Below are 20,366 nucleotides of genomic sequence, written 5' to 3'. Positions count from 1 at the left end.
CGCGCTACCGTCGTTGATGGTTGATTTTCCGATAGCAACCCGGGAGGGTGACATGGCGCCGCTGCACGACGAGGTGTCGTACCTGGCGGCGCTGGCCGCGGCCGGGCGCCCGCTCCCCGAGACCGGGCAGGAGCACCGGGACGACGCGCCTTCACGGGGTCCTGCGCGCGAGTTCGTACGGCGCCAGGGCAATGACCAGCTCGTCGGGGACGGCGACGGGCTCGACGCCTGATCCGACCCGGCGCAACGAGGCGACGGTCTGCTCGCCGCGCGCCACCAGCCGGTCGTCGCGACGGAAGTCGAAGGCCATCCGCAGCCCGCTGTCCCACCGCTCGCGCAGGGTCATCGCGATGTCGATCTCGTCGAAGGCGAAGCACTCCCCGAAGTACTCCATCGAGCACGACGTGGTGGCGAGCACGAGAGCACCCGTGCTCAGCTCCTTGAGCACCCCGGGCGCGTGCCGGGCCAGGAACATCTCGCGGCAGTGCCCCTGCCAGTGCAGGAACTGCGCGAAGTAAACGTTGCCGACGAGGTTGGTCTCGTCGAAGGTCACCACGTGCCGCCAGTGGTACTCACGCACCTCGTTCACACCTCCGGGGCAGGGCGACCGCGACGGACCGCGCACCGGTGAAGGTGACGACCCGCGCCGCGGCGGTCCCGCCGACCACGATCCCGTCGTCGGTGGTCCGCTCGACCTCGGCCTCACCGGGCAGTCCCAGGTCCAGCAGTGCCTGCGCGGCAGCCGTCCGGCGGTCACCAGCCCAGCCGACGCCCACGGGCGCGTCACCGCGGGCGACCACGCCGTCCTCGGTGCTCACCAGTTCCAGGCGGTCGGCGAGGCCCAGTTCGGACAGCCGCCGGCTCAGCAGCGGACCGATCAGTCGGGCGGGTACGGGTTCGGCCCACGGTCGATCGCCGAACGCGCGCAGCCGCAGGCCGTCCCACCGCGCGACCGGCGCACCGTCCTCATCGGACAGACACAGGTCGTAGACGTAGTCGTCGCCGTCGTGCGACCGCTCCTCGGCGGTGACCAGCACCAGGCCGGTGGGGTGCCGCCACACCACCAGCCGCTCGGCCGCGACGGGCAGCGCCCGGCGGTGCGGCAGGCACGCCAGCAGCACGTGGATCCCGGCGTCGTGCACGCCCGGGTCACCCAACAACAACCGTGACGCGTGGTGCTCGGAGAACCAGCGCTCCGGTCCAGACTGGACCCACGCCCGGACCCGGTAGGCCGACAGGTGCTCGTAGTCGACCAGGCGGCGCATCCGTCCGGTGTGGAACAGCAGTGGCCCGTAGAACTCGTGCGGCCCGTCACGTCGTGGCGGTGCGGTCGTCGCGGCGGTGCCGTGCGGCGCGGGCGGTGCGCACCGGACCACGGCGCGGAGGCGATCGGTGGCGAAGCCGTCGGAACCGTCGCGCAGCACCACGTCCACCCCGGACCCGACCTCGTCGCGGGCGAGCGCCGCCACGCGCAGCGCCCGCGGCTCGTGCGGGTTCACCATCACGGGCGCGGACAGTTCGACGTCGGTGAACTCCCAGCTCTTCCGCTCGCCCACCACCGCCGCCGCGGCCTGCGCCATCGCTTCCAGCCCGACGACGGCGGGCAGCACCGGGACACCGTCCACGCGGTGGTCGTCCAGGTAGGGGTCGCTGCCGGTGGAGACCACCGGTGCGAGGACCGCCTCCACCCCCGCGACGCGCACGAGAGGGGCGGCGGAGAAGCGCAACGGTGCGAGCGGCGGCCCCGCCACCGACAGCGTCGGACCGTCCGGGAACCTCCCGGCGACCAGCTGGGTCACCGGGGCGCCCTCGTCGGCGAGCGCGGCCAGCATCACGGCCACTCCCGCGTCCGGGTCGATCGGCGTGATACCCCGGTCGCGCAACGAATCCAGCACGCCCATGCGCGCGCCCATGCCGACGTCGGACCAGACCGACCACTCCAGCACCCTGGTGCGGCACGCCGGGTTCGCGGCGGCCCACCGCTCCAGGTCCGCGCGCAGCCAGTCGTTGGCGACGCAGTACTCCGCCTGCCCCGGCAAGCCTCGCCGTCCGATGATCGACCCGAAGCCGACCAGCAGCACGGGCGGTTCCGCCAGGGCGGCCAGCAGGTTGCGCAGCCCGGTCACCTTCGGGGCGAGGGTCGCGGCGAGCGTCGTCCCGGTGACCGAGGCCAGCGGGCGCGGCTCGTTGACGCCGGCGCCGTGCAGGACGGCGCGCACCGGCCCATGCGCCTCGGCCGCCGCGACCGCCGTCCGCAGCGGCTCCGGATCGGTGATGTCGCACTCGACGTAGTGGGCGGTGATCCGCCGGTCGAGCGAGGCCAGGCCGGCCGCCACCCGCGGCGCCTCCCGAGGTGACCGCCCGAGGAAGACCAGCGTGCAACCCGTGACCAGGGCCAGCGCTTCCGCGCAGCGCGCCGTGATGCCGTCGACACCGCCAGAGACCAGACAGACGTCGCCGGGGCCCACAGGCAGCGGCCCGCCCGGTGCCGCCGGACGCACCGTCGTGACCTCACGCCGCACACCGCCCGCCGCGTCCACCCGCAGCCGTCCGCCGATCCCTGCCAGGCGGAGGTCGACGTCGCAGGTGCCCACAGGCAGCTCGATCGAGGTCGCTGTGCACGAGGCGAGTTCGACCGCGGCGCTGTTCGCCACGGCAGCGGCGGCGGGGTGGCCGTGGTGCGGCACGGCGAGCACGTCGGGCCGGTGCGCGCTGATGGTCCGCAACACGTCCGCGACCGCCGTGACGCCCGTGTCGTCACCGAGCCACACGACCAGTCCGTTGCGGTCCGCGCCCTCGGTCCCGGACCTCCGCGCGGCATCGTGCAGCCATCGGGGCGCTGCGGCCGACACGGTCCACCGCACGTCGCCATCGGGCGCCGTCGGAGTCCACGGCTCCCACCGGTGCTCGAACGAACGCACCCACGGGCGCACGCCGTCCACCGCGTCGGTGGTCTCCTCCACGGGTGGCCTGCTCGCGACCAGCTCGGCCAGCTCGCCCACGGTCATCGTGTCCAGCGAAGGCGGCAGCACCGGCACGCGCCTGCCCATCAGGTCCGCGGCCTCGGCGACGAGCTGGACGACCTGCAACGAGTTCAGGTGCAGGTCGGCGAGCAGCCTGCGGTCGGGCCGGATGCCGTCGAGCGGCAGCTCCAGCGTGCGGCTGAGGTGGGCCCGCAGCATTCGCACCGGGTCCGTGCTCACGGTCGGTGCGTGCTCCGGCAACCGTACGGCGGGTGCCGCTTCGGTCTCGGTGGGGTTCGCCAGCAGCGTGATCGGGGTGTCCAGGTCGAGGTGGCGGTGGGCCCGGTCGCCGAACCACCGGTCGAGGTCGCACGCGGACACCGCGGTCAGCGCGGCGAGCGCGATAGCGTGCTCGCGCCCGGAGCCGCCCGGGTCCAGCGAGACCGCCGGGAGCCCGGTCACCAGCGAGGTCAGCGTGGTGCCCGGCCCGGTCTCGACCAGCAGGTCGCACTCCGCGGTCAGGGCGGCGAGGGCGTCGGCGAACCGGACCGGTGCCGTGAGCTGGTCGACCAGCAGCGAGCGCAGGTCGGTGCCCGGGTCGAGCCGGTGGCCGGTGACGGTGGAGAACACCGTCCGGCGCGGTGGGCGCAGCCGCACCAGGGGCAGTTCCTCGGCGAACGGCGCCGCGGCCGGGCGCATCGCCTCGGTGTGGAACGCGTGCGACACCGCGAGCACCTTCGCCCGTGCCTTGGCCCGCACCGCGCGTTCGGCCACCTGGCGCACGTCGGCCGCTTGGCCGGCGATCGTCACGTGGTCGGGTGCGTTGACCCCGGCCACGACGAACGGCGTGCTGCCGGCCAGTTCCTCGATCGCGGCCAGCGGCAGGCCGATGCTCGCCATGGCGGTGCCCGCGCGTCCGTGCTCACCCATCACCCGGCCGCGGGCGGCGGCCAGCCGCAGGCCCTCTTCGGCGGTCAGGGCGCCCGCCCACACGAGCGCGGTGATCTCGCCGAGGCTGTGCCCGACCGCGGCCACCGCGTCGCACCCCAGTTCGGCGAGCAGGGCCAGGGCCGCGAGGGACTGCCGGACGATCGCGGGCTGCGCGACGGCGGTGGCCGTCGCGCCGTCGTGCAGCCGCACGCCGTCGGGGATCCCCGGCACGGCCAGGTCGCGCGCCCAGCCGTCGAGGTGGGCGCGCACCGGCGCCGCCTGGCCGGGGAACAGCAGCCCGACCCGGTGCGCGGCCCCGCCGGCGAGCACGAACCCCTCCTCGCGGTCGACCAGCAGGGTCTTGTCCCAGTCCCGCACGCGGCGCGACGCGCGCTCCGCGACCCGGGCCAGCCGCTCGGGGGAATCGCTCACGAGCAGGCAGCGCGGCGCGTCGTCGCGGGCCGCCGCCCGGTACCGGGTGGCGGCGAGGTCGTGCAGTTCGGCCGCGCTCAGCGAGCCCGCCTTGGCCGCCAGGACGTCGAGCCGCGCGGCCAGCTCGTCGCGGTCCGGAGCGGTCAGCAGCACGATCTCGTGCGCCGGCAACGGCCTGCTCCACCGCAGCATCGGCTCCGGGACGACGCCGGAGCCACCGTTCCCGGAGAGCACGACGTGCGCGTTGATGCCGCCGAACCCCATCGAGGACACGCCGGCGACGGGTGCGCGGTCCGGCCAGGGCTCGGGCTCGGCGAGCACGCGCACGGTGCTGTTCGCGCCCGTCACCAGCGGGTGCGGGTCCTCGCACCCGGTGGTGGGCGGCAGCACCCGGTGGTGCAGGGCGAGTGCCGCCTTGATCAACCCGGCGACACCGGCCGCGGCTTTGGTGTGCCCCACGTTGGCCTTGACGGAGCCGAGCGCGGCACGCTTGGCCGCACCGGCTCGGAAGCGGTTGAGCGCCGACAGCTCGACCCGGTCGCCGACCGCGGTGCCGGTGCCGTGCCCTTCCACGAGGTCGACCGACGCGGGGTCGGCACTCGCCATCACGTACGCCCGGTCCATCGCGCGCACCAGGCCTGACGTCTCCGGGCGCGTCAGGCCGCCCGAGCCGTCACTGGACGTGCCCCACCCGGACACCTCGGCGTACACCAGCAGCCCCGCCCGGCGGGCGTCGTCGGCGCGCATCAACGCGACCACGCCGCAGCCCTCGCCCGGCAGGAAACCCGTGGGCTCGGCGTCGTACACCCTCATCCGGCGGCCTTCGGCCAACGCGCCCAGCCGCGCGAACCCGACCAGCTCGAACGGGTCCAGGCTGAGGTCGACGCCGCCGGCGAGGGCGAAGTCCAGCTCGCGGGACACCAGGGCGCGGCAGGCCGTGATCACCGCCAGCAGGCTCGACGAGCACGCGCCGTCCACGGTGTAGCCGGTGCCGTGCAGGTCGAAGTGGTTGCAGACGCGACCGGCGATCGTGTTGGACAGCGCTCCCGCCAGCGTCTCGTCGCCCGGCTCCGGGAACGGGCCGCGGACCAGGTCGCGCAGCAGTTCCAAGGTGTGCTCGGCCTGCTCGTCGGGCACGCCCGCACCCGACAGCGCGGTGACCGCCGCGCGCCGGACGAACGGCCAGCGCAATCGCAGCTGGGCGGCGCGGGAGAACTCACCGGTGAGCGAGTTGCCCAGGACGACACCGGCACGGTCGCGGTCGAGCCCGTCGGCGTCGGGGAACCCGGCGTCCACCAGCGCCTCCGCACACGTCTGCAACGCCAGCCAGTGCGTCTGGTCGACGGTGCGGAACAGCGGACCGGGCACCTCGAACCGGTGCCGGTCGAACTCCCAGCCGCGCAGCAGCCCCGCGTGGGTCACGTACGTCTGGTCGGCCTCGGTCCCCCGGTACCCGGCGCCGAGCCGCCGGTCGGGCAGCAGCCGGAACGCGCGGCGCCGGCCGAGCACCGTTTCCCACAGCCTGGCGGGGTTGTCGGCGTCCGGGTAGCGGCAGGCGATGCCGACCACCGCGACCGACTGCCCGCTGCTCACGGGGTGGCCCCGACCGCGCCCCGCCGACCGGCGCCGAGCAGCCGCACCAGGCAGCGCAGCACGCAGGTGATCACCAAGGCGAAGAACAGCCCGAACGAGATGCCCGACACCACCAGCACGCCGTAGACCGCCGCCGCCGTGACGCCGAAGACCACCTGGTTCCGCGTGGCGTTCGGGGTCGTGGCGGGATCGGTGATCATGTAGTTGGTGAACAGGATGAACGCCAACCCCGTCATGGGCGCCAGCGCGGCGAGCAGGTCGTGGTCCAGCAGCAGCCGGCGCAGTAGCGCCTGCGCCACGAAACCGCCGACCCACCCGGCGATCAGCGGCATCCGGCCGGTCAGCTTGACGTTGATCACGGTGCCCGCCGCGAGCACGGCCAGCGGCAGCAGCCAGTCGATCGCGCCCGCCGTGGTGCTGGTGAAGTGGTAGGGCGGTGCGATGCCCACCCACGGGAACAGCACCAGGACCACCGCGATGCCGGTGTTGGACGGGTTGAGGACGTGCCGCAGCCTGCCGTTGACGCGCAGCCGCACCACGTACTTCGACCCGTTGCCCACCAGGATGGCGAAGATGTAGGGCCACAGGGAAGCGTTGCCCCACAACAGCATCCCGGTCGCCAGGCCGGTGATGTGGGCCGGCAGCAGGAAGACCACGAGCGCCCGACCGCCCTTGGCGAACTCGGCCCGCCTGCCGAACGCCCAGGCGTCGAGCGCTTCGAAGCACAACGCGGACGCGTAGCTGACGAGGACGGCGACCACCGGCGTGATGGGTGCCTGCTCGAACCCGAGGAACGCGTGACCGACGATGTTGAACACCGTGATCGAGACGGCGAACCGGGTCAGCGCCTTGACCCGGCGCTGGTCCGGGGTCAGGCCGGGTTTACCCGGTGCGACGAGTGCCGGCTCCTCCAGGCCGGCGCCGTCCAGGCGGGTCGCGGTCATCGCGCCACCGCCGTCGCGCCGGGCCCGAGCTCGACCGTGCGGTGCCCCGGCGTGACCAGGACGTCCGCTCGGTGCGTGCCGGAGGCGTCCCGCCAGGTGACGGTGGCGCGCACCGCACCGCCGCCGGGCAGCGCGAAGTGCAGTTCGGCCGCGGACACCCCGCTGTGCCCGTTCGCCGGGTACAGCTGGGCCTTCTGCGGCCGGTCGGGGTGGTGCAGCTCCACCTGCGCGCCGATGGCGTCCACGAACCTGCCTTCGACCGCGCCGGGGCGCACCAGGCGCAGGTCCGCCGACGGGCCGCCCTTACCGCCGAGCAGCAGCACGGAGTCCTCCCACTGGTTGGCCACCAGCACGTCGAGCAGGCCGTCACCGTCGACGTCGCCGACGGCCAGCCCGCGGGTGTTGTCGGGGAAGGCGGCGCCCACCCGCTCCGCCAGGTCGTAGTACCGGCCGTCACCGTCGCGGACCCAGAACCGGTTCGGGTCGTGGCCGGACAGGTCGTCGTCGGGACCGAAGTGCGGCCACGCGGCCGGGTGGCGCAGCAGCTCGTCGTTGGCGATCGCCAGCTCCTGCAGGACGGGCCAGCGGTTGACCTCGCCCTTGAGGAACCCGTTCGCCTGGACCAGCTCGTCCACGCCGTCGTTGTCGAAGTCGCCCGCCTTGACGTCCCAGCACCAGCCGGCGCGGGCCAGGCCCAGTGCCTCGCTGCGCTCGGTGAAGGGCACCTCCCCCGCCATCAGGTCGTGCGGGCTGCCCACGGGGACGAACGCGAAGTTGCTCTCGTGCAGGCCGTAGGGGACGGTGATGTTGCTGACGACCATCATCGGCAGACCCGCGCCGCCCGGGTAGGTGAACGCGACGCCCATGCCCTTGAACGAGTCGCGCCCCAGCACCTCGGACTTCGGCGTCACCAGGTCGCGGGCACCGGTGACCTCCTGCAAGCGCACCGCGCCGGGCACCGAGTGGTTGACCATCAGCTGGTCCGGCCCGAAGTCGTTGGCCTGGTAGACCTCCGGGAGGCCGTCACCGGTCAGGTCCTGCAGGCCGGTGGCCAGCGTCCACGACTGGGCCGCGTGACCGGTCAGCGCGACGCTCGCGTCCACGACGGCGGGACTGCGGTCGGCGACTCCCGTGGGCCGCGTCAGCAGGATGCGGTTGGTGCCGCCGTTGCGGCCCAACGACATCGAGTCCTGCATCTGGATCCGGGTCTCGTCGGACGCGGTCGGGTCGAGGATGCGGGCGCCGTCGGGGAAGTAGTTGCCCACCAGGAGGTCGAGGTGCCCGTCGCCGTCGATGTCGCCGACGTTGAGCGTGCCGGAGTTCCACACCGCCATCGGCTCGATCAGCTCGTCGGCCCGGAACCGGGTGGGCACGCCGACGCCGCCGGTGTTGACGAAGAGGACCGGCGAGCGACCCCAGTAGTGCACGACGAAGTCCACGTCGCCGTCCTCGTCCAGATCGGCCGGGACGCAACCCATCGGCGCCATCGTGGAGTCGTAGCGCAGGCCGTCCGGGCGCAGGTCGAACGGCGCGTAGTTCGCGCCGCCGCCGACCGGCACCGGGCGCAACGTCACCGAATCGTCGCGCGGGTCGACCAGGCAGACGTCGGCCGCGCGGCCGGTGCCGCGCAGGTCCGCCAGCGCGACGGCGGCACCGACCGAGGAGATCCAGGCGCGGATGCCGTGCAGTTCCGGCGCGACGGCGCGTTCGGTCCGCGCGCCGACCGGCGTCTCGTTGAGCTTCAGCGCGGTGAACGCGAACCGGGCGGCGACGGAGTCCTCGTCGCCGAGGCTGGGCCGCACCACCATCAGGCCTGCGGCGGCGCAGACGGCCACCACGGCGATCACGGACAAGGTCTTGCGCGCGGCAGCGTTCACCGTCGCACCCATCGGTCCTCCCTGACGAACGGTCAGCTCAGGTCTCGGGCAATCCCCTCGCGCAGCCGCGCCTTCCACTCCAGGTACGCCTGCACGTCGGGGGAATCGAGCAGATCGGCGCAGGCATCGTCGGCCCAGCGCGCGGCTTCTTCGGCGGTCAGGCCGAGCACCTGGGCGCACGCGTCGCGCGTGTGCCGCGGCACGATCCCCGAGCGGACCCGGGCGCCCGCCGCGAAGACGACGCCCTGCGCGAAGTGCGCGCGGTGCCGTCCGACCAGGTCGAGCATTTCGGTGCGCGCCGCTTCGTCCGCCGCGCCCGCGTACGCGGCGGCGAGCCCGACGCCGCTCCACAGGTGCGGTCGCGCGACCGGGGGCGTGCGACCGATCACGTCGGCGACCCCCGACGGGCAGGCGGACTGGGCGAACCACAGCGCGCGCCCGCACCCGGCCAGGCGCGCCCGCCACACCGCTCCCGGGGTGCGTGCGGCCCGGCGCAGCAGCGCCCGCGTGCCGCCGAAGTACACCTCGCCGAAGCCCGAGCCGTCCACGGCGAGCCAGCGCAGCAGCGGTGTGCCGGGCAGGCGCGGCAGCACCGGCACGCGTGCCGCGGTGAACAACCACCCGGCGCCGACGTGCACCAAGTGGGCGTACGCGTCACCCGGCCCGGCGAGCAGCCGGTCGAGGGCGCGTGCCCGGCCGGCGGTGGCCAGGTCGAGCAGCCCGGCGAACATGGCGGCGCCTTCGTAGGCGAACCCGCGCTCCTCGCCGTCCACCCGGCTCAGCGGCTCGTGCGGTTCCCGCCACGACCGCACCGCGAGGTTGAACCCGGTGAGGAAGCTGCGGGCGTGCCCTTCGAGGACGGCGCGTTGGGCGGGGAGGTCGGTCCGGAAGCCGCGACGCGAGAAGTCAGCCATCCGGGGCGGCAACCGCAGTCGCGCCGCGACCGCCGTCGTCACCCCGGAGCCGGTAAAAGCAAGCCCGGAAGCTGCATCACTCCTCCAACGACCCCGGAATCACCATTTCCGGACACGATTGACACCGTGATTCCTGCCTACCAGAGCGCCTCGACCGGCCCAAGATCCACTGGTCATCTTCACGCGATGGTGGCGCCGGATATCCTGTGGCCACAACGAAAACGGAGTGAACCGAGGCGTGGGTAGCAGCTCGTCGGGCGTGCTCAGCCCGAGGTCGACTCGTCCGCGTCCGCCAGCCAGAGGTTGGTGAGGTCGCCGTTGAGCACCGGGTAGGGCAGCCAGTCGCGCACCCTCGTGGAGTGCCACCAGTACTGGTGGGCGAAGAGGATGGGGACGATCGCCCCATCCCCCAGGACCTCCGCCTCCACCTCCCGGAACAGCCCGCCGGCACGTTCCTCGTCGGCACAGGTCAAGGCCTCGGTGAGCAGCCGGTTGACCCGCTCGCTGCGGTAGCGGCCGAAGTTCGAGCCCCAGTCGCCGTCCTCCGGCACGTCGCGGCTGTCGAACAGCGGCTGCAGGTAGGTGCGGGCGTTGTTGCCGTACCAGTCCGGTTCCCAGCCGGTGAGCGCGAGCTCCCAGTCCCGCGACCGCGCCGACGACGAGGACAGGAACTCCGAGAACAGCTCGTTGATCGACGCCGGGACGAGCCGCACCCGGATGCCGGCCCGGGCCAGCGCCGTGCGCACCACCTCGGCGGTGGCCGGGTGGATGTCGCGGTCGCGGTAGACCAGCCGCAGGGTGAGGCCGTCCGGGTACCCGGCCTCGGCGAGCAGCCGGCGGGCCCGCTCCGGGTCGCCCCGGCCGCCGTCGGTCGCGTAGGGGTGGTTCTCGCGGTGGGCCTTGCACAGCGGTGGGAGGACCTGGTCGGCGATGTCGTTGAGCCTGGGCCCGCCCCACACCTGTGACACCGCGGCCTTGTCCACCGCGTACTGCAGGGCGGTGCGGACGGCTTGCTTGCCAGTGGCGCCGTCCTCGGCCGTGCTGGCGAAGTTCACCACGATGTACGGGCTGAGCAGCCCGGCGGGGCACACTTCCAGGCGGGGGTCGTCGGTGGCGAGCAGCGCGGGGAGTTCCTCGGTGAGCGGCTGGACGTCCCAGAGCATGTCGGCCGCGCCGCGGGCGACGAGGTCGTGCGCCTCGCGCTCGTCCAGGCCCTGCCTGATCACGATGCCGTCGACGTGGGCGGCTCGCAGGTTGTCGGTCCCGGGGTCCCAGGCCGGGTTGCGGCGCAACTCGATCCGCTCGCCGGGCCGGTACTCGGTGAGCAGGTAGGGGCCGTTGGAGATGATGGCCTGGTCCAGTTCGGGGCAGCCCGGCGCGAAGTGCAGGTACTCCCGCGGCGCGGGTGAGGCGAACGGCAGGGCCAGCATGTTGAGGAAGTCCGACATCGGGTACCGCGTGGTGAAGCGGACCTCGGTGTCGTCGAGCGCGACGACACCGCTGATCTCCGTGTGCTCCAACCGGTCCGCGACGGCTTCGACCGTGCGGGGCGAGGCCGCGAGCACGTCGCGGAACTCCGCCATGCCCTCGATCGCGTTGAGGTAGTAGGCCAGCCCGGGGCTGTTGGCCATCGGGTGCGCCAGGCGCTTGATGCCGCGCACCACGTCCCACGCGGTGACCGGGCGGGCGCCGCTCGGGGCGTGCCACCGGACGCCTTCGCGGAGGGTGAACGCGTAGCGGGTCCCGCCACCGGTGAGCCGACCGTTCGCCGCGGTCGGCACCTCCGTTGCCAGGTCCGCGACGAGCTTCCCCGCCTCAGCGCGGTCCCGACTGGCGGCGTACCCCACGAGTTGCCGGGTGTACGCGCGCAGGATTCCCCTGGTGACGGTGTGGTAGGCCAGTGCCGGGTCGAGGTGGTCGACGTCGCCGGCGCCGACCATCGTCAAGGTGCCCCCGCGCCGGGGCGTGACGCCGACCGCCGTATCAGGGGACCCGCGCAGCGCCTGCCGCACAGTGGACATCACGCCTCCACCGGGTAGCCGGGACTCCGGGTGGCGCGCTCAGCTCCCGCCGATGCCGTCGGGGTGCCGATCGGCCACGAGGGTCAGCACGATGTCGTGCTCCAGCAACGCCTTCGCGGCGGCGAGCACCTCGGTGAACCCACCCATCGAACCCATTGCCCAGGCGACGACCGCCTCGGGGTCGTCCCCGCCGAACCCGGTCTCGGTGAGGTCGACCTTGGTCGTGTCGTCCGGGTAGGGCGTGAACCGCATCTCCCACGTCGTCGGCCGCGGCCCGTTCTGCCACTCGATGACGAATCGGCGGTCCTGCTCGAACTCCTTCACCCGCACCGTGATCGACAGGTCGTACATCTCCCACGTCCAGCGCAGTTCCGCGCCGGGTTCCACCGGACCGCTGCTCTTGGTGAACCAGATCTTGGTGGTGAGCTCGGGATCGGTGAACGCGCGGAAGACCTCGGCCGGTGGCCTGCGGATCAGCATCGTCGTGTTGACCACGGGAGACAGTTCGGGGCGGGAATTGCCCATGGCTCTTCCTTCGGGACGTGACCCACAACCTGGCGCCCAGGGACGTTACCGCACCAGGATGCCGTGGATCAGCGCCCCGGCCCGGTTGACCCCGATCGAGTGCATCAGCCGTGGTGGCTCCGGTCTTCCCGTGCCACCACACGGCCATCGGCACGAGAGCCGACGCCGCGGCTGTGCGCGATCATGGGCAACGCGTTGACCGGCATCGTGATGGCGGGCTTGGGCCGCACGCGGTGGCCGGGCACCGGCACCAGCCGCCAGCGCGCGGCGATCGTGGCCAGCGAGACGGTGAGCTCGGCCCGGGACAGCCCTTCGCCGAGGCACCCGTGCAGCCCGATCCCGAACGGCAGGAACGCGGCGCGCGCCACCGGGTCGACGCGCTTGGGCAGCCACCGGTCCGGGTCGAACCGGTCGGGGTCGGGGTGGATGCGCGGGTTGTGGTTGAGCGCGTGGGCGCTGTAGAGCACGACGGTCCCGGCGGGGACGTGGTACTCGCCCAGTCGGGTGTCCACTGTGGCCACTCGGCTCTGGAACAGGCCTTGCGTCCGATACCTGAGCGTCTCGGTGATCACCTGCTGGGTGTACTCCAGGCGATCGATGTCCTGATAGGTGGCGGTCCGACCGGCCAGTACCCGGTCGACCTCCTCGTGCAGGCGGCGCTCGACGTCCGGGTGCGCACCGAGTTCGTGGAAGGCCCACGACAACGTGTTGCCGACGGTGTTGTAGCCCGCGATCAGGAAGGTCATGACCTCGTCGTGCAGCTGTTGGTCGCTCATGGCCGGTCGGCCGTCGTCGTCGCGGGCGAGGACCATCTTCGAGAGCAGGTCACCGCGATCGGTCGGGGTCGCCAGGTAGTCGTCGACCACCGCCCGGATCGTCCGCCGCAGGTACGCCTCCGCTTCGCGGTGACGACGATTGGCCGGCGTCGGCAGCCTGGACACCAGGGCCGGACCCGTCATCCGCCGGAACAGCCCGCCGAGCACCACCGCGGTCGCGGCCATGAACCGCGGCCGGTCCAGCGCGGCACCGTCGGCGACGATGACCCGGACGATGTTGGCCAGCGCGAGTTCGTCCATCTCCTCGTGCACCGCGAGCCGTTGGCCGTCATGCCACGAGTCCGCCTTGTCCGCCACGTGCCCGCTCATCACGGCGACGTAGTCGGCGATCCGCCCGTGGTGGAACGCGGGCAGGATCAACCTGCGCTGCCGACGGTGGAACGGACCGTCGGAGATGCCCAATCCGTTGCCGAACATCTGCCGGAACCGCTCGGCGATCGGGCCGCCCCTGGCGAACGCGTCGGGTCGGCGCATGACGTCGCGCACCAGGTCCGGGTCGTTGACGACGTACATCGGCTCGCGCCCGAGCCTGATCCGCACGACCGGTTCGCCCGACTGGAGCTCGAGCAGGAACGAGCCGGGGCTTCGCTTCATGCGCAGCGCGTGTCCGAGCAGGGGCAGCGCACCGGGGTGCGTTCCAGGTGGACGGATGACGCCGGTTCCGCTGGGAGACATCGGCTGTCCTCCCGTCGAGCGCTGGTGACCTCCAGGCAATGTAGCCGTGGGAGGTGGATGCGGCGACCCGTCCGCCTGGGACGGCCGGGGCCGCACCACCGCTGGGCGTTCCGGTGGGACCGACCCGATCACGACCGCCGACCGGCGTCACGCTGCGTGACCGGCGGGCACCCGGGCCGCACCGGCGGAACGCCCGAGGCGCGCAGATCCGGACCGCGGTCCACGTGCGCCGGTCGTGACGGTGCCTTTACCCAATCGAGCTACACCCATCGCTTTACCGGGTCTTTACGCGGTGGCGGCGCGGGCCGATACTGGGCGCCGAGGGGAGTACTTCCCAAGTGCCTGCCCGGTCAGTACGGACACCTCGATCGATGTCCCCGGGAGGCCGCCCCACCCGGGGTGAAGGAGACCTCGGACATCGACTGTTCGAGGAGGCCCGGTGCCCCTGTCAGCGGCAGTGCCGGCGAGTCCGGTGGAGTCCATCGGGTCGGTGGGGCTGTGGTCGGTCAGCCTCGCCGCCCTGGTCGCGCTGCTGGTCGCCGACTTCGCGGTCACCCACCGCCCGCACGAGGTGTCGATGCGCGAAGCGATCGGCTGGTCGGTGTTCTACTTGACCTTGCCGGTGGTGTTCGGGCTCTGGTTGTGGCGGGCGTTCGACACCGACGTGGCGTTGGAGTTCATGACCGGGTTCGTGGTCGAGAAGTCCCTCTCGGTCGACAACCTGTTCGTGTTCATGCTCCTGCTCGCCGCCTTCGCCGTCCCCGCACAGGTACAGCAACGCGTCCTGCTCTACGGCATCGTCGGCGCCCTGGTGCTGCGCGGTGTGTTCATCGCGGCCGGTGCGGCCATGCTGTCGGCCGGGACGTGGGCGTTCCTGGTGTTCGGGCTGATCCTGTTCGCCTCGGCGCTGAAGATCATCCGTGAGCTGACGACCGAGGTGGTCGTGGAGCACCACGTCTCCGACCTGTGGTCGGTGCGGCTGCTGCGCAGGCTGATGCCGGTCACCGACGACTACCACGGCGCCCGGCTCACCGTCCGCGAGCACGGGCGACGCGCCCTCACCCCCCTGGCAGTGGTCGTCGTGGCGGTCTTCGCCACCGACGTGGTGTTCGCCGTCGACTCCGTCCCCGCCGTCTACGGCATCACCGACGACCCCTACCTCGTCTTCGCCACCAACGCCTTCGCCCTGCTCGGCCTGCGCGCCCTCTACTTCGTCCTGCACACCGCACTGGCCAAACTCGTCCACCTCAACCACGGACTGGCCATCATCCTCGCCTTCATCGGCGCCAAGCTCATCCTGCACTGGGCACACGGCACCTGGCCCGCCGTCCCCCAGATCCCCACCCCGCTCTCCCTCGCGGTGATCATCGCCGTGCTCGGGACGGTCACCCTGACCAGCCTGCGCACCCGACGACGTACCGACTCCCCCTCCGCCCAACCGACCGAGAAGGCCGCCACACCCCTGGACTGACCATGCTCTTCGACTGGCTCTTCGACGTGCTGATCACCACCTTCATCACCGTGCTCGTCCTGGCCTCACTGGTGATCACCTGCGCCGCCCTGCACCCACCGCGCGGACCGCACGCCTGATCCGTTCCGACGATCGGTGGGCGGGTCGACCTCATCGGCCGGCCCGCCCACCGATCGGGTACTCAGCGGACGTAGATTTTCGGTTGGGGCGGGGTGCTCATGCCGTTGCCGAGGAAGAAGCTCGGGTGCGGCGGCTGGTTGTAGGCGGTGTTCTGCCAGGCGATGGCCACGCGGTACTGGGCGTCGTGCATGAGGGTGTGGATCCGCCGGTCGGTCTGCGTCGTCGTGGCATAGATGCGCAGCGCGGCGTTGTCGTCGCGGGGCAGGATCACCTCCTCCCGCCAGTCGCCGAACAGGTCACCGGACAGCGACGGGGTCGACTTGGTGCCGTTGACGGAGTGCGCACCGGTGCCGGTCATCAGGCGGGTGTCGCCGCCGGTGCCGTACTTGTCGACGTGGTTGCCGTCCAGCAGTTCCCGCACCGGGTCGGCGTCCCACCAGGCGACGAAGTTGGCGCTGCCGGGCGTGCGGCCGACGTTGCCGCCGGAGCCGTTGAACAGGCTGGTCAGCCCGGTGCCCCGGCCCCAGAACTCGCCGCCCGCGTTGCCGGCGTACACGTCGCCGGCCGCGCCGCGAGCGGGTCCTTCGCAGCTGCAGGTGTTGTTCTTCTGCATGATGACCGCGCCGCTGTTGCCGTCACGCAGGGTCGCGGCGGCTCCGGAGCTCTGCTCGTGGATCATCCAGATTTCCTTGCCGGGTCGGCTGGGGAGGAAATCACCGACGTGCAGCGCGTCACCGTGGGCGTAGAAGCTGGTGGTGTACCGCCCGGTGCCGTTGGAGTTGATGGTCATGCCGCCGTAGATGATCTCGTCGGTGCCGTTGCCGTCCACGTCGGCGATGGACAGCGAGTGGGCGCCGCGCCCGGTCCACTGGCTGCCGGCGGAGCTGGAGTCGAACTTCCAGCGCCGGGTGAGCTGCCCGTTGCGGAAGTCCCACGCCGCGATCGCGCTCTTCGCGTAGTAGCCGCGGCCCATGATGATGCTGGGGCGCTGCCCGTCCAGGTAGGCGGTGCCGGCCAGGAACCGGTCGCCCCGGTTGCCGTAGCAGTCGCCCCAGTCGCAGATGTTCCCGCGGGCCGGGTCGAAGGGCACCGTGGACATGGCCGCGCCGGTGAGCCCGTTGAACACGGTCAGGTACTCGGGTCCGGTGAGGACGTAACCGGAGGAGTTGCGGTGGTCGGCGCTGCCGTTGCCGATTACCTGACCCGTGCCGGACACCGTGCCGTCACCGGTCTTGACCGCCATCTCGGCCCGGCCGTCGCCGTCGTAGTCGTACACCTGGAACTGGGTGTAGTGCGCGCCGGCGCGGATGTTGCGGCCCAGGTTGACGCGCCACAGCCGCTGCCCGTTGAGCTTGTAGGCGTCGATGTAGACGTTGCTGGTGACCCCGGACTGGGAGTTGTCCTTCTGGTCGCTGGGGTCCCACTTGAGGAAGATCTCGTACTGGCCGTCGCCGTCGGCGTCGCCGACGCTCGCGTCACCCGCCGTGTAGTTGCTGCCCGGCCGGGAGATCGGCACGTCCAGGTAGTTGCCACCGGTGAAGCGCAGTGACGGCGTGGACGGCGCCTGCTCCACCCCGCCGACGACCGCGCGGACCGTGTACGAGGCGTCCCCCGCCGCGCCGGAGTCCAGGAAGTTGGTGGAGTTGGTGATCGGGGAGGCGTTCAGCTTCGTCGTGCCCCGGTAGACGTTGAACCCGGTCGAGACCGATTCGGTCCCGAGCAGCCGCCACGAGACCAGGTTGCCGGTGCCGGAGCGCACGCTGACCAGGCCCCGGTCGAGGTCCTCCAGCTGCTTGCCGGAAGGCTGGGGGCCCGCGACGTCGATTTCCAGGTAGTCGATGTTCGCCAGGCCGGTCGCGGTGGTCGGGCTCAACCGGATCGTGTTCGTGCCGGCGTTCAGCGGGACGGTGAGCGTCTTCGTGGTCCACGTGCTCCAGGCGCCGGTTCCGTCGAACGCGCTGCCCGCGTGGGCGACCGCACCGTTGACCAGCACGTCCGCGGGCCGGTTGGTGGTCGTGCCGTTGGCGTACCGGACGGCGACGGTCGCGGAGCCCGCGGTGGCCGCCGTGACGGTGAACTGCGCCGCCGCCCCGACCGCGTTGTCCGCGTTGCAGAAACCGCTGCCGGAGTAGCCCGCGTGGTTGGACTCGATGGCGCCGGCGCAGGTGGCCGGTGAGCTCTCCGCTTCGTAGCGGGTCGGAGCCGCCGAAGCCGGGAAGAGTGCGACACCGCTGCCGGCGACGGTCAGGGCGACGCCGGCGGCGAGCAGTGCGGAGCGCCGTCTGGTCACCGACATGGCGGACCTCCGGCAGGACGTTGACTGAAAGTGAGCACCGTTGCTCCTCCGTCGCAGGGTCTGGGAGCGTTCCCAGACGTAACCGGGTGCGTCCCCCCGGTTAGCAAGGCCGCAGGATGGCACCAGGCCGGATTGAAACGATTCATCTCGCCGGACGATTCGCTGGAAAGCGCTATCCCAGTGGTGGTCACCTCAGCCGCGAGATCACGCTGAACGGCTTCGGTCATCGTCCGATTCCGTTGGCACCTATCGAGGTTCGGGCGCCGACGTTGCTGGGGTAGACCGTACGAACGCCGCCGTCCCGGTGTCAACAGCCCCGGCGAAAGTTTTCGGACCGATCCGGCACCGGGGCCATTCGGGCTACAGATCGTGAGGAATGCTCGCGACCCATCGGGGGGCGTGGTCGCGGAAACCCTTGACACGACGACTGGAAAGCGCATTCCATGGATGGTGTCGAGCGGCTTGCTCCGAGGAGTGATCGGTGGACCGCACCGATCGCCCGAGGGTTCGCCGACGGTGTCGGACCGGCGGCCTACGATCCGCGTCATGATCTCCGAACCGCCGCTGCCCGCCGAGCTCCGGGCGCTGTTCGCCGACGGGTCCGACGCCGCTCGGACGCTGTCGGTCCCGCTGCCGCCCGGACGTCCGGTCCGATCCGAAGAGGAGCCCTCGGAGCGGCCCGCGTTCTGGCTCGGTGACGGTCCGGCCCCCGCGGGACTGTGGGCCCGGCTGCGGGCCGAGCACGTCCGATCGGGGCTGTGGCCGTTGCTGCTCGACTCGCTGGACGACGAGGACGCCGACTACCGGCCGTGGGGCAACGGGGAGGTCCTGCCCGGTGAGATGTCGTCGCCCGACGACCACGACCCGGACGCGTTGCTGGCGCGCTGGTGGGTCGACCACACCGCCGACGACCCGGACGACCAGCTGACACCGGCCGAACGCGCGGCGGTGACCGCCCCGTTCGGTCGCACCTGGCCCGGACTGGCCGTCGCCCCACCCCGAGGCAAGGACCCGGACCGCATCGCCGACGGCCTGGCCGAGCAGCTGGTCGCGGGGCACCCGTCGGTCCGCATCGGCCTGGTGGCGGCGGACCGCGGCGCGGACGCGGTGACGGTGGCCGGCTGGACCGGTCCGACGAACTACACCGGCGACACCGCGGAGGTCTCGGCGGTGCTGCGCAGCTGGGAGGACCGGTTCGGCGCACGGGTCGTCGGCGTCGGGTTCGCCACGCTCGTGCTCGCCGTCGCCGCCCCGCCGACCACCCGCGAGGCCGCCATGGCGGTCGCCGCCGAGCACTTCGCGTTCTGCCCGGACAACATCTGGCAGGGCGAGGCACCGCACACGCTGGCCGCCTACGCCGACCGCCTCGTGGACGACCACTCGTGGACGTTCTGGTGGGACTGACGCGATGACCTGTCCGGCAGCGAACTCGTCGTGCTGTCGGCGCAGGACATCGGTCGTGGCCTGATCGGTGATCCAAGTTCACTCCGCCGGGTGGAGTTTCGGGTGCCGCCGCTCCGTGCTCGGAGCGATCATGCTGCCCCTGTGGTGCTGTGTGCCGAAGACCACGAGTGCGCACGAGGACCCGGGAGGCGAGCGTGGTGCGGTCGACGGTGCGTCGGATCGGATCGGTGACGGCCGCGGCGGCGTTGGTCCTCGGTCTGCTCGTCTGGCCCGGTCCACTCGGGACGTGGCAGCGGTTCGCCGTCGCGGCGGCGAACTTCAGCTGCGGCTCGCTGTACTCGTTGCAGGGCACGAGCACCACGGCCTCCCGCACGATCTGGTCGATCAACCCCGCGAACGGCGCCGGCACGGCGTTCGCGTTGTTCAGCGGTGTGGTCGGCACGATCAACGCGCTCGGCATCGCCCCGGGCGGCAGCGCGGCGTACGGCGTGGCCGCCAACGGCACGGCCCGCACGATCTACCGCTACGACACCGCGAGCGGCACGACGACGGCGGTGGCCGCCGTGCCCGACACCCCGGTGACGCACGGCGCGGTCAACCCCCGCAACGGCTTCTACTACTACGGAGGTTCGTCGGGAACACGCTGAGGGTCTACGGCTACGACCCCAACACCGGCACCTCGCTCGGCCTGGTCGCGGAGGGCGTCATGCCGACCGACTGCCCCAACGGCGACTGGACGTTCGACCAGCAGGGCAGGCTGTACGTGGTCGGCGGTGTGCTGGGCGGCACGAACAGCGTGTTCGTGGTCAACGAGGACATCCCGACCACCCCCGGTGCCGCGAAGCCGATCACCGGCACCCGGATCACCACGATCAGCACGCCCAACCAGGCGCTCAACGGCATCGCGTTCGCCGGCGACGGCTACCTCTACCTGGCCAGCGGGACGACGCTGTACCGGGTGAACCCGAGCACCGGCGCGGTGCTCGACACCCGCGCCCTGTCGCAGACCGGCTCGGTCGACTTCGGCTCGTGCGCCTCGCCGAACACCATCACGGTGCGCAAGAACTTCCCGGCGGGCCGGGTCAACCCCACCGACCAGGCCACGGTGACGGTGACCGGCGGCGGCATCACCACCGGGAACACCGGCACGCGGAAACGTCACCCTCGACCAGGTCACCGTCACCGACCCCGAGGTCGGCGCGATCACCTGCCCGACCACCACCCTGGCCCCCGGCACGTCCACGACCTGCACCGCGGCTCCCTACGCGCTCACCCAGGCCGACCTCGACGCGGGCGAGGTGGACAACACCGCGACCGCCACCGGCACGCCACCGACTGGCGACCCGATCGTCAGCAGCGACGACA

At 72.2% G+C, this 20,366-nt stretch carries 14 protein-coding genes and 1 pseudogene; 4 read left to right on the top strand and 11 right to left on the bottom strand.

Going from position 1 to position 20,366, the window contains the following annotated elements; all coding sequences use genetic code 11:
- Positions 1-151 precede the first annotated feature (151 nt).
- From A6A25_RS10840 to A6A25_RS10805, 8 genes are all read right to left on the bottom strand, one after another.
- A complete protein-coding gene (locus A6A25_RS10840; RefSeq protein ID WP_073888220.1) occupies positions 152-580 on the bottom strand; it encodes an acyl-CoA thioesterase in 429 nt (142 codons plus the stop codon).
- Entirely contained in the window at positions 573-5,918 is a 5,346-nt protein-coding gene (locus tag A6A25_RS10835) for a type I polyketide synthase (protein WP_073888134.1), read from the bottom strand. The genes A6A25_RS10840 and A6A25_RS10835 overlap by 8 nt, the downstream gene beginning before the upstream one ends.
- Positions 5,915-6,862 carry an enediyne biosynthesis protein UnbU gene (locus A6A25_RS43950; protein WP_158073711.1) on the bottom strand — a complete coding sequence of 316 codons (948 nt, stop codon included), beginning with the start codon at positions 6,860-6,862 and terminating at the stop codon, positions 5,915-5,917. Before A6A25_RS43950 ends, A6A25_RS10835 begins: the two co-directional genes overlap by 4 nt.
- Positions 6,859-8,751, bottom strand: a complete 1,893-nt coding sequence (locus A6A25_RS10825; protein ID WP_143193073.1) for a CRTAC1 family protein — start codon at positions 8,749-8,751, stop codon at positions 6,859-6,861. The genes A6A25_RS43950 and A6A25_RS10825 overlap by 4 nt, the downstream gene beginning before the upstream one ends.
- A 20-nt stretch (positions 8,752-8,771) precedes the next feature.
- Entirely contained in the window at positions 8,772-9,653 is an 882-nt protein-coding gene (locus A6A25_RS10820; RefSeq protein ID WP_073888133.1) for a DUF1702 family protein, read from the bottom strand.
- A gap of 263 nt (positions 9,654-9,916) precedes the next feature.
- The gene (locus A6A25_RS10815; RefSeq protein ID WP_073888132.1) at positions 9,917-11,674 is read right to left on the bottom strand and encodes an ABC transporter substrate-binding protein; all 1,758 of its coding nucleotides are present in this window, start codon (positions 11,672-11,674) and stop codon (positions 9,917-9,919) included.
- 39 nt (positions 11,675-11,713) lie between these two features.
- Positions 11,714-12,199: an SRPBCC family protein gene (locus tag A6A25_RS10810; RefSeq protein ID WP_073888131.1), complete on the bottom strand. Its 486-nt coding sequence runs from the start codon at positions 12,197-12,199 to the stop codon at positions 11,714-11,716.
- Between the two features lie 104 nt (positions 12,200-12,303).
- Positions 12,304-13,710, bottom strand: a complete 1,407-nt coding sequence (locus A6A25_RS10805; RefSeq protein ID WP_073888130.1) for a cytochrome P450 — start codon at positions 13,708-13,710, stop codon at positions 12,304-12,306.
- Positions 13,711-14,149: 439 nt separating this feature from the next.
- Here A6A25_RS10805 and A6A25_RS10800 point away from each other — a divergent pair, with 439 nt between their 5' ends.
- Positions 14,150-15,181 carry a TerC/Alx family metal homeostasis membrane protein gene (locus tag A6A25_RS10800; RefSeq protein ID WP_073888129.1) on the top strand — a complete coding sequence of 344 codons (1,032 nt, stop codon included), beginning with the start codon at positions 14,150-14,152 and terminating at the stop codon, positions 15,179-15,181.
- Between the two features lie 181 nt (positions 15,182-15,362).
- On the opposite strand, the gene A6A25_RS10795 is transcribed toward A6A25_RS10800, so the two are convergent.
- Positions 15,363-17,591 (bottom strand): rhamnogalacturonan lyase family protein, encoded by a 2,229-nt coding sequence (locus tag A6A25_RS10795; RefSeq protein WP_241828586.1) that lies wholly within the window; start codon positions 17,589-17,591, stop codon positions 15,363-15,365.
- Between the two features lie 552 nt (positions 17,592-18,143).
- On the opposite strand from A6A25_RS10795, the gene A6A25_RS10790 reads away from it, so the two are divergent.
- Together A6A25_RS10790 and A6A25_RS10785 are read left to right on the top strand one after the other, a co-directional pair.
- Positions 18,144-19,001, top strand: coding sequence for a DUF4253 domain-containing protein (locus A6A25_RS10790; RefSeq protein WP_083668242.1), 858 nt, complete (start codon positions 18,144-18,146; stop codon positions 18,999-19,001).
- A gap of 167 nt (positions 19,002-19,168) precedes the next feature.
- Complete coding sequence (locus A6A25_RS10785; protein ID WP_143193072.1) at positions 19,169-19,648, top strand: hypothetical protein; 480 nt, start codon at positions 19,169-19,171, stop codon at positions 19,646-19,648.
- 10 nt (positions 19,649-19,658) lie between these two features.
- On the opposite strand, the gene A6A25_RS10780 is transcribed toward A6A25_RS10785, so the two are convergent.
- Together A6A25_RS10780 and A6A25_RS10775 are read right to left on the bottom strand one after the other, a co-directional pair.
- Positions 19,659-19,898, bottom strand: a complete 240-nt coding sequence (locus A6A25_RS10780) for a hypothetical protein (protein ID WP_143193071.1) — start codon at positions 19,896-19,898, stop codon at positions 19,659-19,661.
- A 30-nt stretch (positions 19,899-19,928) separates the two neighbouring features.
- Positions 19,929-20,150, bottom strand: coding sequence for a hypothetical protein (locus A6A25_RS10775; RefSeq protein ID WP_073888125.1), 222 nt, complete (start codon positions 20,148-20,150; stop codon positions 19,929-19,931).
- 14 nt (positions 20,151-20,164) lie between these two features.
- Between A6A25_RS10775 and A6A25_RS46785 the strand changes: the two are divergent.
- A pseudogene (locus A6A25_RS46785) lies at positions 20,165-20,344 on the top strand (DUF7507 domain-containing protein); the annotation flags it as partial.
- Between the last annotated feature and the right edge of the window lie 22 nt (positions 20,345-20,366).

Origin of the sequence: Saccharothrix sp. CB00851, assembly GCF_001905065.1 — a bacterium.
Taxonomy (GTDB): domain Bacteria; phylum Actinomycetota; class Actinomycetes; order Mycobacteriales; family Pseudonocardiaceae; genus Actinosynnema.
The sequence above is the reverse complement of the archived record's forward strand: the minus strand, read 5'-3'. Positions and strand labels throughout refer to the sequence as shown.

Bases quoted from the DNA above. Each gene is read 5' to 3' on its own strand.
- A6A25_RS43950 (WP_158073711.1), bottom strand. From the start codon at position 6,862: ATGACCGCGACCCGCCTGGACGGCGCCGGCCTGGAGGAGCCGGCACTC.
- A6A25_RS10825 (WP_143193073.1), bottom strand. From the start codon at position 8,751: ATGGGTGCGACGGTGAACGCTGCCGCGCGCAAGACCTTGTCCGTGATC.
- A6A25_RS10820 (WP_073888133.1), bottom strand. From the start codon at position 9,653: ATGGCTGACTTCTCGCGTCGCGGCTTCCGGACCGACCTCCCCGCCCAA.
- A6A25_RS10815 (WP_073888132.1), bottom strand. From the start codon at position 11,674: ATGTCCACTGTGCGGCAGGCGCTGCGCGGGTCCCCTGATACGGCGGTC.
- A6A25_RS10810 (WP_073888131.1), bottom strand. From the start codon at position 12,199: ATGGGCAATTCCCGCCCCGAACTGTCTCCCGTGGTCAACACGACGATG.
- A6A25_RS10805 (WP_073888130.1), bottom strand. From the start codon at position 13,710: ATGTCTCCCAGCGGAACCGGCGTCATCCGTCCACCTGGAACGCACCCC.
- A6A25_RS10790 (WP_083668242.1), top strand. From the start codon at position 18,144: ATGATCTCCGAACCGCCGCTGCCCGCCGAGCTCCGGGCGCTGTTCGCC.